This is a genomic window from Mesorhizobium sp. M1348 (assembly GCF_040317925.1).
Lineage (GTDB): Bacteria > Pseudomonadota > Alphaproteobacteria > Rhizobiales > Rhizobiaceae > Mesorhizobium.
The window spans coordinates 39,209-51,484 of record NZ_JAMYLH010000001.1 but is presented as its reverse complement, the minus strand read 5'-3'; the positions used below and the strand labels follow the sequence as shown (position 1 = coordinate 51,484).

General features: G+C 63.9%; 10 protein-coding genes. 6 read left to right on the top strand and 4 right to left on the bottom strand.

Annotated elements, in window-relative coordinates; all coding sequences use genetic code 11:
- The first annotated feature begins 1 nt into the window (after nucleotide 1).
- Nucleotides 2-748, top strand: a complete 747-nt coding sequence (locus tag NKH13_RS00230; RefSeq protein ID WP_352909735.1) for an MOSC domain-containing protein — start codon at nucleotides 2-4, stop codon at nucleotides 746-748.
- On the opposite strand, the gene NKH13_RS00225 is transcribed toward NKH13_RS00230, so the two are convergent.
- The 3 genes from NKH13_RS00225 to NKH13_RS00215 all read right to left on the bottom strand — a co-directional run bounded on the left by NKH13_RS00225 (nucleotide 749) and on the right by NKH13_RS00215 (nucleotide 4,963).
- Complete coding sequence (locus tag NKH13_RS00225; protein ID WP_352909733.1) at nucleotides 749-2,017, bottom strand: class I SAM-dependent methyltransferase; 1,269 nt, start codon at nucleotides 2,015-2,017, stop codon at nucleotides 749-751.
- A gap of 386 nt (nucleotides 2,018-2,403) precedes the next feature.
- A complete protein-coding gene (locus NKH13_RS00220) occupies nucleotides 2,404-3,765 on the bottom strand; it encodes a pilus assembly protein TadG-related protein (RefSeq protein ID WP_352909731.1) in 1,362 nt (453 codons plus the stop codon).
- 328 nt (nucleotides 3,766-4,093) lie between these two features.
- Nucleotides 4,094-4,963, bottom strand: coding sequence for a transglutaminase-like domain-containing protein (locus NKH13_RS00215; protein ID WP_352909729.1), 870 nt, complete (start codon nucleotides 4,961-4,963; stop codon nucleotides 4,094-4,096).
- Between the two features lie 180 nt (nucleotides 4,964-5,143).
- On the opposite strand from NKH13_RS00215, the gene NKH13_RS00210 reads away from it, so the two are divergent.
- Nucleotides 5,144-5,815 carry an HAD-IA family hydrolase gene (locus NKH13_RS00210; protein WP_352909726.1) on the top strand — a complete coding sequence of 224 codons (672 nt, stop codon included), beginning with the start codon at nucleotides 5,144-5,146 and terminating at the stop codon, nucleotides 5,813-5,815.
- Nucleotides 5,816-5,832: 17 nt separating this feature from the next.
- Here the strand turns inward: NKH13_RS00210 and NKH13_RS00205 are convergent, their stop codons facing one another.
- Entirely contained in the window at nucleotides 5,833-6,045 is a 213-nt protein-coding gene (locus NKH13_RS00205) for a DUF1674 domain-containing protein (RefSeq protein WP_352909723.1), read from the bottom strand.
- A gap of 117 nt (nucleotides 6,046-6,162) precedes the next feature.
- On the opposite strand from NKH13_RS00205, the gene htpX reads away from it, so the two are divergent.
- From htpX to purH, 4 genes are all read left to right on the top strand, one after another.
- Complete coding sequence (gene htpX / locus NKH13_RS00200; RefSeq protein WP_352909721.1) at nucleotides 6,163-7,179, top strand: zinc metalloprotease HtpX; 1,017 nt, start codon at nucleotides 6,163-6,165, stop codon at nucleotides 7,177-7,179.
- Nucleotides 7,176-8,558, top strand: coding sequence for an RsmB/NOP family class I SAM-dependent RNA methyltransferase (locus tag NKH13_RS00195; protein ID WP_502908372.1), 1,383 nt, complete (start codon nucleotides 7,176-7,178; stop codon nucleotides 8,556-8,558). Before htpX ends, NKH13_RS00195 begins: the two co-directional genes overlap by 4 nt.
- Before the next feature lie 146 nt (nucleotides 8,559-8,704).
- Nucleotides 8,705-10,453: a heparinase II/III family protein gene (locus NKH13_RS00190; protein ID WP_352909715.1), complete on the top strand. Its 1,749-nt coding sequence runs from the start codon at nucleotides 8,705-8,707 to the stop codon at nucleotides 10,451-10,453.
- An 84-nt stretch (nucleotides 10,454-10,537) separates the two neighbouring features.
- Nucleotides 10,538-12,154 carry a bifunctional phosphoribosylaminoimidazolecarboxamide formyltransferase/IMP cyclohydrolase gene (gene purH, locus NKH13_RS00185; RefSeq protein WP_352909712.1) on the top strand — a complete coding sequence of 539 codons (1,617 nt, stop codon included), beginning with the start codon at nucleotides 10,538-10,540 and terminating at the stop codon, nucleotides 12,152-12,154.
- The last annotated feature ends 122 nt before the right edge of the window (nucleotides 12,155-12,276 follow it).

Genomic DNA, 12,276 nt, shown 5'->3' with positions numbered 1-12,276 from the left:
GATGCCTGCCTCGACGGAGATCGGCACTGTCAGCGAGCTCTGGCGCTATCCGGCGAGTTCGCTCGCCGGCGAACGCCAGGACGTGATCTCCGTCGGCCCTGAAACCATCGACGGCGATCGCCTGTTCGGCCTTGTCGACGCCTCTGACGGTGAGATCGCGCGGCCTGACCGCGAGGCGAAATGGCACAAAGTGCCGCTCATTCGGACCCGGTTGTCGCGAGCCCGCCAACTCGAGATTGCTACACCGCAGGGCGATTGGCTGCCAGCGCCCGGAGCCGAATGTGACCGAGCCGTTTCCGCCTTTCTCGGCTTCGCGGCCTCGATCCGGCCGTTTCGCCAGAAAGATGCGCCGGACTACGCCGGCCTTCTGACCGGCGAGAGTTACCGCAAGGCGCCCATCCACCTCCTGACCACCACTTCGCTGGCGCGCCTGAAGGCGTTGCATCCGGAAGGCGCCGCCGACCCGCGCCGCTTCCGCCCCAACATCGTCGTCGATATGCCGGAGGTCGAGGGGTCGTTCCCCGAGACGGAATGGATCGGGCGCAAGCTGGCAATCGGCGACCTGCTCCTGACCATCTCCGAGCCGTGCCGCCGCTGCGGCTTCACCATCATTGGCCAGGACGGGTTCGACCACGACCCGGCAATCCTGCGCAGCCTGGTCCGCCACAACGCCCATAATCTCGGTGTCTACTGCACCGTCGATCGATCGGCTCGCGTCGAGATCGGCGCCACGATACGCCTTCTGTAGTTATCGATATAAATCTGCCCGCGTCGGCGGCAGCCCGCTCGGCCCACGCGCGCGCCTTGTGGCGACGGTCTGGAAAATCTGCGCCGAGGCGCGTTCGAAGGTAATCGAGCAGCCGGTGAGATAAAGCAGCCAGAGCCGCGCCTTGGCTTCGCCGACCTCGGCGATGGCTTCGTCAAAGCGTGCGTGGAGACGCTCTGCCCACAGCCTGCAGGTGCGCGCATAGTGCTCGCGCAAATTTTCGACGTCGTAGACGAGGAAGCCGTGCGCCTCGAGATTGCCGAGCGTCATGCCGATCGTATCGAGTTCGCCGCCCGGAAAAATGTATTTGATCAGCGCCTTGAATTCCGGCCCCTTGCGCAGCGTCTTCTTCATGTTGCCCTTGTCGCGCCGAGTGATGGCGTGGTGCAGATAGATGCCGCCGGGTTTGAGCAGGCGATGGATCCTCGAGAAATAGGCCGCATGGTTGGCAAGCCCCAGATGCTCGAACATGCCGATCGACGAGATCTTGTCGAAGGAGCCGGACAGCTCGGCATAGGACTTGATCTCGATGGTGATGCGGTCCTCCAGCCCCTCGGCGCGGATGCGTTCGCGGGCGAGCTCGGTCTGTGCCTCCGACAGCGAGACGCCGTGGCCGACGACGCCATAATTCTTCACCGCATGAATGAGCATTGCTCCCCAGCCGCAGCCTATGTCGAGCAGTTTTTCGCCGGGCTTCAGCCGAAGCTTGCGGCAGATATGGTCGAGCTTGTCTCTCTGGGCCTGATCGATATCGTTGGCGAAATCCTTGAAGTAGCCGCAGCTATAGACCATGCGCTCGTCGAGGAAGAGCCGGTAGAATGCGTTGGAAATGTCGTAGTGATGCTGGATCGCCTCTTTGCTCGAACCGCTGACGTAAGGATTGCGGCCGGAAAGATCGGTTCGCGCGGTCATCTGTTTTCGCGAAAACAGCACCGCCGGCAGGTCGCGCAGGATCGCCAGCTTCGGCAATGTCTTGAGCTTGGTCCTGAGCTTGCCATGCGTGGGCAAGGCGTAGAAATCGAACAGCGATCCGTTTTCGACGTCGACCGCCTTGGCAATCCACATCTCGATCAGCGTCGATAAAGAGGGCCGACGTACGATCTGCCAGACGATGTCCTGGTCGTTGATGGTGAGCACCGGGCCGGTAGCCGGGCCGATCCGCTCGCCTGTCCACAGCCTCACCGCGAAACTCGGCTTCAGCGTTTCGATGACCGTCCGAACAATCCGGGCCGCTCTCTCGGCTGCTTCCATCCCCGTCCTCCCTTACCCGGCAAAATAGTGGCCCGGAACAATAGCGGCTCGATCTTGCCTGCCCGATCGGCGGGCCGCAAGCCGCTTGGGCGCGCAAGCACGCTTGTTCAGGATTTTCGGGTGCCGCGCCTTGCCATTTGCCGGATGACACCCCATCATGAGGAAGTGTTCAACAAATCGAAAGGAGGTGATCCGATGTCGAGTGATTTCGTTTTCCAGAACGTGGCCTCAGCGGATCGCACTTTCGGGAAGCAGTCTTCCCGTTAAGGCGCGAGATGCGCGGCTGGCGACCAGTGTCGCAGCCAGGAGCCGCGCCATGGACGGAAACACGGAAGGCCGCCGGCTTCGCGAGAAGCGGCGGCCTTTTCTTTTTGGGCTGTTGTCCCTTATTTGGTTACGGTCAACATCTCGACGTTGCGGGCTATATCCTGGAAAGCCTGGTTGAGTTCGGTTCCATTGGCCGCCTGATAAAAGTGCTTGATCTTGGCGGTGTCCGGGCTCGCGCAATCCTGGAGCGTCGCCTTGGCATTCGTTTCGTTTAGGTCAAACCCGATGGTGAATATCTCGATGCCCTTGTTGCGCATCGCAGCGCAGAGTGTCTTGGCCGCCGTGCGGGGCGGCTCCTTGCCCGCGCTATTGTAGACGTCACCGACGGTGCTGGCGTCGAAATAGGACAGGTTGAATTCGCCATCGGTCATCAGGATCGCGATCTTGGCAACCTTCTTTGGATCCATCTTGGCCGGCCGTTCCGAGGCTTTCATCACACTGCCCCAGTTTTCCGAAAGCATGTACCAGCTCCACTGCACGCCGACATGGCCGGCGGTGCCACCCGACGCGACAAAGGTCTTGATGACGTTCTTGAGCGCCGTGGCGTCCGCCGTCAGCGGTTTCAACGCGGCGGCAGGGCAGGCAGCCGTGCCGGTCTGCCAGGCGAAGGATGACAGCAGGTAGTCGCGATTGACCATGCTGACGTCGGGGCCTGCATCCGAATACTGATAGGTCCCTTTGCGCTCGGTGGCACAATTGTCCGGACGCACAAAGCCGGAGACATACTGTACGGCGCCATTGCCGGGCGCCTGCTTGCGCTGGCTGGTGGAGGTTTCGACATAGACGCTGCTGGCGGCAAGCGCGCCGGCATTCACCGAATTCGCGTAGGGCACGATGGAGACGCGCACTCGCGGGTTGGCAGGGTCCTGGCCGCCCAGGAAGCTGTCGACGGCATTCGCCGCAGCCGTCCGCAGATCGATGATTTTCTGGCCGGCCATCGACCCGGTCACGTCCAGCATCATCGCGACTTCGATCTGCTTGTCCGAATAGAGCGCCGTCGTAGATGCGGGGACGCGCTGCATGCCACCCGTGCTGAAAAGCGGGAAATAGTAGTTGACGTTGACATGGGCGTCCGCCTGGACAGTCTTGGCTGTCCTGTCGACAACCAGATTATCGAGAACGATCTGGTTGTCCTGCAGGATACCCGCCATGCTGTTGGCGTCGAGAAAGGCCTGCACCGATTTGCTGGCGTCGGTCTCGCTGATGACGCCGGTTGTCAAGTCGCGGGCCGTCGAGGTGACCGCCGCATCGACCACGCCCTGCAGGCTCGATTTCACATTGTAGAGTTGGGATAAGTTGACGGCAAAGCCGACACTCAGTGCCAACACCGAGCCGATTATCCCAAACAGCACCGCGAAATTTCCGCTGCGATCCCCGGCAAAGCCGCCGATCGCCTGAACAAGACCCCCGAAACGCCGCATTCCTTCCGCCTCCATTCGCTACAGCCTGCAGCTGTCCGAACGTGCATTGCAGGAATCCGGCCGGATCGCGCCGCCGGGCGCGGGAAAGCGACCGGCTCCCGCCCACGCATTGTTTCCAAACGGTTTCGAGCGGCGGCAAGGTAAACAGCGGGTAAACGAAAGCTGCGTCGGCGCGGCTTTGTTGACAAAGCGCTTACCAAGATCAGGCTCGCAATTCAGGACGACTGGACTGCGTCCCAATCCGGTACAGACGAGATGTATCGAACCGGTTCAGCACGACCGCGGTGGCGGGAAATGGAAACACGGACTGTGAATGTGTCCCGAAAGACTAGGCCAGCATCCGTGCGCTGACGGTCTTGTCGACGCCACGATAAGGCGGCTTGAACAGATTGCCTTCCTGCTCGTGCGTCCAGACCTTGAACAGGCTGAGCCGATGCGGGCCGAAACTGTGCAGCAGCGGCACGTCGGTGGCGTCGCGGCCGCGGGCGATGACGACGCGGCCGATCCTCGGCACATTGTGGCGAGGATCGAAAGTGTACCATCTGCCCTCGAGGAACACTTCCACCCACGCCGAGAAATCCATTGGCGCCGGATCGGCGGGCACGCCGATATCGCCGAGGTAGCCGTTCACGTAACGGGCCGGGATGTTCATGCAGCGGCAGAGCGTGATCGCCAGATGGGCAAAATCGCGGCAGACGCCGACGCGTTCCTCATGCGCCTGCGCCGCCGTGCGGGTCGAGCGCGCATAGCCGTAGCCGAACGACAGCCGGTTGTGGACATAGTCGACGATCGCCTGCACCCGCGCCCAGCCCGGCGGACGCTGGCCGAAAAGTTGCCACGCCAGATCACCGAGATGATCGGTCTCGCAGTAACGGCTGCCGAGCAGATAGCCGAGCACCTCGTCCGGCAATTCGGCGACCGGGACTTCCCTGGCCAGCGTGTTGACTTCGTCCGGCTCGCCGCTGTCCTCGACCACCGCGTCATAGAGGATGCGAAAGCTTCCGGCCGGCGCCGTGAAGCGGCGGCAGCTATTGCCGAAAAGATCGTGGTAGACCCTGGTTGGAACCGACGGCGACGTCAGCACGCGCGTCTGCCGCTTGATGTCGGCCTGGCGATCCCTGTGGATCTCGAGCAGCGAAACGACCGGCGTGGCTGCAGCGCATTCAATGGCAATTTCATAGCCGAGCCTGATCAGCATCGCCGTCCCCCTACGATCGTCATGGAAGATAGTGCTGGTCAACGCAGGAGAGTGTGCGGCGGTTCCTTGCGAACGTCGAAAACGACGCCCTCGCGGCTTCCCATACGGACGCGGCAACGTTACGGTCGATCGACACGCGTCTTTCGAAATAATCCCTCCAAGATGACCCCGGAAAAACCGATGTTTGCAGGCAGAAAATTCGCGGCCTTCCTGTTCGATATGGACGGCACGATTCTCAATTCGATTGCCGCGGCGGAAAGGGTCTGGGCAGCTTGGGCGCATCGGCAAGGTCTTGACGTCGCTGCATTCCTGCCGACCATCCACGGCGTGCGGGCGATCGAGACCATCGGCCGGCTGGCGCTCCGAGGCGTCGATCCTGCCCGCGAAGCCGATTCGCTTCTGCAGGCCGAGGCGGCCGATGTCGAGGGCATTCGCCCGATTGCGGGCGCCGCGGCCTTCCTGGCGTCGCTGCCGCCCGGAAGCTGGGCGATCGCCACCTCGGCACCGCGCGAGCTCGCCCTGCTGCGCCTGCAGGCCGCCGGTATTCCGGCTCCCGCCGTGATCGTTGCGGCGGAGGACGTATCCCGCGGCAAGCCGGCGCCCGACTGCTTCCAGCTGGCGGCCGAACGGCTCGGCGTCGATGTGGGCGACTGCCTCGTCTTCGAGGACGCGCCGGCCGGCATTGCGGCGGCCGAAGCCGCGGGCGCCGCAATCGTGGTGATCAGCGCCACGCACCGGCATCCGTTGGAGACGCCACATGCCACCATCGCCGGCTATGAAGCGATTGGCATCGCCGTCGATTCCAGCGGCTGGATTGCCATCGAAGTGGAGCGGGCCGCGCTGCCTGTTTAACTAGCACCCTGCCTGGGCTAAAAGTCGCTGGTCAGGCCCTTGACCTCCCAGTCGCCGTAGCGGCCGGGCTCCTTGCCGCCGCGCCCGCCGATCTCTCTCGGTTGTGCGGCTTCCTTCTCGCGATATTTCTCCCGCCGGGCCTCGGCCTCGGCCAAGGCACGCCGTGCTGCTGGCGTCAGCGGCTTTTGCGGCTCGCCGTTAGCATTCGTTGTGCTGGTTTCGTCGATCATGCGATCTTCCGCTAGATTGAAACAGGCCCCCGATTGAAACGGGAACCGCTGTTTCCCATCATATAGCGATGGGCCCACAAGGATCGACCCCTTTGTTGGGCCAGAACGGAGCAGACGATGAACACCCTTCGCACCGCCATGCTTTTGGCCGCAATGACGGCCCTGTTCATGGGTGTCGGCTATCTGGTCGGCGGATCCGGCGGCATGATGATTGCCTTGCTGATCGCCGCCGGCACCAATTTGTTCAGCTATTGGAACGCCGACAAGATGGTGCTGTCGATGCACCGTGCGATCGAGGTCGACGAACGCAACGCGCCTGAATATTACGCCATCGTGAAGGGTCTCGCGCAACGTGCCGGCCTGCCGATGCCGAGAACCTATCTCATCGACAATCCTCAGCCCAACGCCTTCGCCACCGGCCGAAATCCGCAAAATGCCGCTGTCGCCGCCAGCACCGGCCTGCTCGAGCAGCTCTCGCATGAAGAAGTCGCGGCGGTGATGGCGCACGAGCTTGCCCATGTGCAGCACCGCGATACGCTGACCATGACGATCGTCGCCACCTTTGCCGGCGCAATTTCGATGCTCGGCAATTTCGCCTTCTTTTTTGGCGGCAACCGCGACAACAACAATTCCTTTGGCATCGTCGGCGTGCTGGTGGCGATGATCGTCGCGCCCCTGGCCGCCATGATCGTGCAGATGGCGGTGAGCCGCACCCGCGAATACGAGGCCGATCGGCGCGGTGCCGAAATCTGTGGACACCCGCTGTGGCTCGCCTCGGCACTTGACAAGATCGCGCGGGGCGCCGAACGCATCCGCAACCCGGATGCCGAGCGCAATCCGGCAACCGCCCATCTCTTCATCATCAATCCTCTTTCCGGCGAGCGCATGGACAGTTTGTTTTCCACTCACCCGAGCATAGAAAACCGCATCGCCGCGTTGCAGAGGATGGCGAGCGAAATGGCCGGCGCACCCGAAGCGGCCGCGACGCCAATGCCGGCGCCGGAAGGGACCGGGCAGCAGCCGTCTGGTCCGTGGGACAGGGCCGCGCGGCCCGAGAGGCCGCCTGAGCCGGCCAAGCCGAGACCCAATCCCTGGGGACGCAATCCGACCGGACCCAAAGGCCCGTGGTCGTGAGTTCAGCGAAGCGCGGGCACGGAATTTCAGGCGATCGTGAACACAATTCGGGCGGCGAGGCTGTTGCCGGCCTCGCCGCGCGCAAGGCAGCCGCGCGCCTGCTTGCCGCCGTCATTGACGCGAAAACGCCACTCGACGGGCTGACCGACCATGAGAACGGCCATCCGCAATACAAGGCGCTCGACTTGCGCGACCGCGCCCTGGTGCGTGCGATTCTGGTCACCGCCCTGCGCTACCGCATGACCATATCAGGCCTTTTGGCCCGCCGCCTGGAAAAGCCGCTGCCGCCCAACGCCACGGCGCTTTCGCACATCTTGCATGTGGCGGCGGCGCAGATCCTGTTCCTCGATGTTCCCGACAGCGCCGCAGTCGACCTCGCCGTGACGCACGCCAAGTCCGATCCGCGCACGGCGCGCTTTTCCGGCCTCGTCAACGGCGTGCTGCGCACGCTGGCGCGGGCCAAGCAGGAAGAGCTCGCGGCCGCACTTGCCGCTACCGACGAGGCGCCAAAATGGTTTTCCGACCGTTTGAAAACGGTCTACGGCCTCGACAAGGCCAGGCAGATACTGCTCGCCCATCGCCATGAGGCACCGGTCGATTTCTCGGTCAAGTCGGACCCGGCGCTGTGGGCCGAACGGCTCGGCGGCTTTGTCTTGCCGACCGGCACGGTGCGGGTGGAAAAGCTCAGCGCTTCCGTTACCGAACTGCCCGGTTTCGCGGAAGGCGCCTGGTGGGTTCAGGACGCGGCGGCCAGCCTGCCGGCCCGGCTGTTCGGCGACGTCAATGGTTTGCGAATCGCCGACCTCTGTGCCGCCCCCGGCGGCAAGACCGCCCAGTTGATCCTCGCCGGCGCCCACGTCACCGCGCTCGACATGTCCAAAACGCGGCTGGCACGGCTGACGCAGAACCTCGAACGGCTCGGTCTGGCCGCCGAGATCGTCCAGGCCGATCTGCTCAAATACGAGCCGAAGGACCTCTTCGACGCCGTCCTCCTCGACGCACCTTGCTCTTCGACCGGCACGGTGCGGCGGCATCCCGACGTCCCCTGGACGAAGACGGCGGCCGACGTCGAAAAACTGGCCGACCTGCAACGCCGGCTGCTTGCCCGCGCCGTCACCTTGGTCAAGCATGGTGGACGCATCGTCTTTTCCAACTGCTCGCTCGATCCGCTGGAAGGCGAAGAGCTCTATCGCGACTTTCTCGCCGGCAATGCGGAGATTGTCGACGACCCGCTTCGGCCGGGTGAGATCGCCGGCATCGACCCGTTCCTGACGCCGCAAGGCACGTTGCGCACCACGCCTGCCGATCTGGAGCTAGAGTCGCCGGGCCGCTCCGGGCTGGACGGCTTCTTCGCCGCCCGCATGCGCAGAGCCGGCTAAGGGCCGATCTTGAAGCGCCATCCGACTTCTTGGGGCGAGGAGGCATGGAAAACAGGCTGAACGGCCACGCTGCCGCGGAATTCGCCTTCGCACAAGTTCTTGAATCATATAAACTTGTGCTTGGGTGAGGACGATCAGGAGGGGTTTTGGCAATCGCTGCCGGTAACACGACGCGTCTGTGGACGCTTGTCGCGAGGGAGTTCTGGCGCAAGACGCGCCGGCGCTTGCGTGCCGGGCCACTCTATCGCTGGCGTTACTCAGGCCGCACGCCCGAGCGCGTCCTGATTGCCCCGCCGGACCTGCGCCTCGCCGATCCTCAGATCGCGCTCGAGATCTATTACGGCCGCTATCCGCTTTCGGGGCATCTGGTCGAGACCGGTGGCAAATCGCCCTTCCAGATCGACGTGCCCAACCCCGGCTGGCAAAAGACGCTGCATGGCTTTCGCTGGCTGCGCCATATGCGCGCCGCCGGCACCGAACTCGCCGCCGCCAACGCGCGGGCGCTGGTTTCCGACTGGATTGCAATCCATGGCAGCCATATTTCCGGCGTCGCCTGGGAGCCCGGCACGACGGCCAAGCGTGTCATTGCCTGGCTGCAGCATTCCTCGATCGTGTTGCAGGGCGCCGAATTTCCGTTCTACCGCGCCTTCCTGAAATCGCTCGCCGTCCAGATCCGCTATCTGCGCGCCATGGCGCGCGAGATGCCGGACGGCAAGGACAGGCTGCGCGCGCGCATTGCGCTGGCCTTTGCCGCTTTGTCGCTGCCGGCGCCGGCCTCGGCGCTGCGCGGTGCCACCCGCAATCTCGCCGAGGAGCTCGACCGCCAGATCCTGCCTGACGGAGGCCATATCTCGCGCAATCCGATGACCGTGCTTGAAATCCTCGCCGACCTTCTGCCGTTGCGCCAGACATACGCCAATCAGGCCGAGACGCCGCCGGCCGCCCTGATCGGCGCCATCGACCGGATGCTGCCGGCACTGCGCTTCTTTCGCCATCAGGATGGCAGCCTTGCCCGCTTCAACGGCATGGGCGCCACCATTCACGACCGTATCGCCAGCATCCTGCATCACGACGACACCGCCGGCGCACCGTTGCTGCACGCGCCGCATTCGGGTTATGAGCGCCTGTCGATGGGCGGTGTCACGGTGATCGCCGATACCGGCCCGCCACCCCCCGTCGACGTATCCAATGCCGCTCACGCCGGATGCCTCGCCTTCGAATTGTCGTCGGGCCGCCAGCACTACATCGTCAATGCCGGAATAGACACTTATGGCGCCGCCGAGTTCCGGCCGCTTGCGCGCGCCACCGCCGCCCACTCGACCGCCACCATCAACGACACGTCGTCGGCGCGCTTCAACCACTCCCTGCGCGTCAACGACCTGCTCGGCACGCCTTTGATCGGCGGACCGCAGCATGTACCTTGCAAGCGCACCGACCAGAGGGGCAGCCAAGGCTTCATCGCTCGCCATGACGGCTATGTGGCGCGCTTCGGCTTCCTGCATGAGCGTGAGCTGAAATTATCGACCGAGGGCAATGTGCTTGCTGGCAGGGATCGCTTCCTGCGGCCGGGCGGCGCTTCTATCCGCAACAATGGCCGTGATTTCGTTACGGTGCGTTTCCATGTCCATCCCGACATAAACCTGCTCCAGGATGAGCATGACCGTCTGGTGCTGGCCGCCGACCACGCCGACACCTGGGTGTTTACCTCTACCGAAGTGGCGCCCGAGGTCGAGGAATCGATCTATTTCGCCGGACTCGGCGGCCCGCGCCGCAGCCGCCAGATCGTGCTTGCGTTCAAGGCCTCGGAAATTTCCGAGGTCCACTGGCAATTGACGCGCACCATCATCGCCGGCCGTCCGGAAAAAGCTGAAGCCGGTGGCAACGGCAGACACTGATCAAGCCTTGCGGCTTGATTTCCGGGCCTCATATGCTACGGCCCGCGGACGCTCTCCAACCAGAACTGGAAAGGCCGCCAGCCCATGGCCGTCGCCGCCAAGAATATTCCCGCGCCCGACCTTGTACCCATCCGTCGCGCGCTGCTCTCCGTCTTCGACAAGACCGGCCTGATCGATTTCGCCAGGGCGCTGGTTTCGGCCGGCGTCGAGCTGGTCTCGACCGGCGGCACCGCAAGGGCGCTTGCCGAGGCAGGCATGGCGGTGCGCGACGTGTCCGAGCTCACCGGCTTTCCCGAGATCATGGACGGCCGCGTCAAGACGCTGCACCCGTCGGTGCACGGCGCACTGCTCGGTGTTCGCGACGATCCCGAGCACGCCGCGGCGATGCGCGACCACGGCATCGAGCCGATCGATCTCGTCGTCTCCAATCTCTATCCGTTCGAAGAGGTGCGTCGCTCCGGCGCCGACTACGCGGCGATAGTCGAGAACATCGACATCGGCGGCCCGGCGATGATCCGTGCGTCGGCCAAGAACCACGCCTATGTCGGCATCGTCACCGACCCCGATGACTATGCCTCGGTGCTCAACGCGCTGGAGATGAATTTCGGCTCGTTATCGCTGGATTTCCGCAAGAAGCTGGCAGCCAAGGCCTTTGCCCGCACCGCCACCTACGATGCGGCGATCTCGGGATGGTTCGCCGAGGCGCTTGAGATCGAGCATCCGACATGGCGCGCCTTCGGCGGCAAGCTGCAATCGGTGATGCGCTATGGCGAAAACCCGCATCAGGGCGCCGGCTTCTATGTCAATGGTGACAGGCGGCCGGGCGTCGCCACGGCGCGCCAGCTTCAGGGCAAGCAGCTTTCCTACAACAACATCAACGACACCGACGCTGCCTTCGAGCTGGTCGGCGAGTTCGATCCGTCACGCTCCGCAGCAATTGCCATTATCAAGCACGCCAACCCGTGCGGCGTCGCTGAGGACGCTTCGCTGCACGCGGCCTATGCCAAGGCGCTGGCCTGCGACCCGGTCTCGGCCTACGGCGGCATCGTCGCCATGAACCGCATCCTCGATGCCGCAACCGCCGAAGAGATCGTCAAGACCTTTACCGAGGTGATCATCGCACCGGAGGCGTCCGAAGAAGCAATCCGCATCATTGCCGCCAAGAAGAATCTACGCCTGCTGGTCACCGGCGGCCTGCCCGACCCGCGCGCGGCGGGCCTTGGCTTAAAATCGGTTGCCGGCGGCTTGCTGGTCCAGGGCCGCGACAATGCGGTGGTGGATGACCTCGACCTGAAAGTGGTGACCAGGCGCGCTCCGACGCCGGCCGAATTGGCCGATCTGAAATTCGCTTTTCGCGTGGCAAAGCACGTCAAGTCGAATGCCATCGTCTATGCCAGGGATGGCGCCACAGTCGGCATCGGCGCCGGCCAGATGAGCCGGGTCGATTCCTCGCGCATCGCCGCGCGCAAGGCGCTCGACGCGGCCGAGGCTGCCGGTCTGACGGAGCCTTTGACCAAGGGCTCGGTCGTCGCCTCGGATGCCTTTTTCCCGTTCGCGGATGGGCTTTTGTCGGCAATCGAAGCCGGCGCCACTGCCGTGATCCAGCCTGGCGGCTCGATGCGCGACGACGATGTCATCGCCGCTGCCGACGCCCACGGCATTGCCATGGTCTTCACCGGAGTGAGGCACTTCCGGCATTGAACTCCCTCCCTTCCCCCTCGTGGGGAGGGTAGGATCTTTGCGAAGCAAAGTTCGTGAGACGGGGTGGGGCAGCGCCGCCCCCACCCCGCTCCGCTTCGCGGATCTACCCTCCCACGGGGGTA

Excerpts from the sequence above, each read along its gene's own strand:
- NKH13_RS00230 (WP_352909735.1), top strand. The coding sequence starts at position 2 with ATGCCTGCCTCGACGGAGATCGGCACTGTCAGCGAGCTCTGGCGCTAT.
- NKH13_RS00225 (WP_352909733.1), bottom strand. The coding sequence starts at position 2,017 with ATGGAAGCAGCCGAGAGAGCGGCCCGGATTGTTCGGACGGTCATCGAA.
- NKH13_RS00220 (WP_352909731.1), bottom strand. The coding sequence starts at position 3,765 with ATGCGGCGTTTCGGGGGTCTTGTTCAGGCGATCGGCGGCTTTGCCGGG.
- NKH13_RS00215 (WP_352909729.1), bottom strand. The coding sequence starts at position 4,963 with ATGCTGATCAGGCTCGGCTATGAAATTGCCATTGAATGCGCTGCAGCC.
- NKH13_RS00210 (WP_352909726.1), top strand. The coding sequence starts at position 5,144 with ATGTTTGCAGGCAGAAAATTCGCGGCCTTCCTGTTCGATATGGACGGC.
- NKH13_RS00205 (WP_352909723.1), bottom strand. The coding sequence starts at position 6,045 with ATGATCGACGAAACCAGCACAACGAATGCTAACGGCGAGCCGCAAAAG.
- htpX (WP_352909721.1), top strand. The coding sequence starts at position 6,163 with ATGAACACCCTTCGCACCGCCATGCTTTTGGCCGCAATGACGGCCCTG.
- purH (WP_352909712.1), top strand. The coding sequence starts at position 10,538 with ATGGCCGTCGCCGCCAAGAATATTCCCGCGCCCGACCTTGTACCCATC.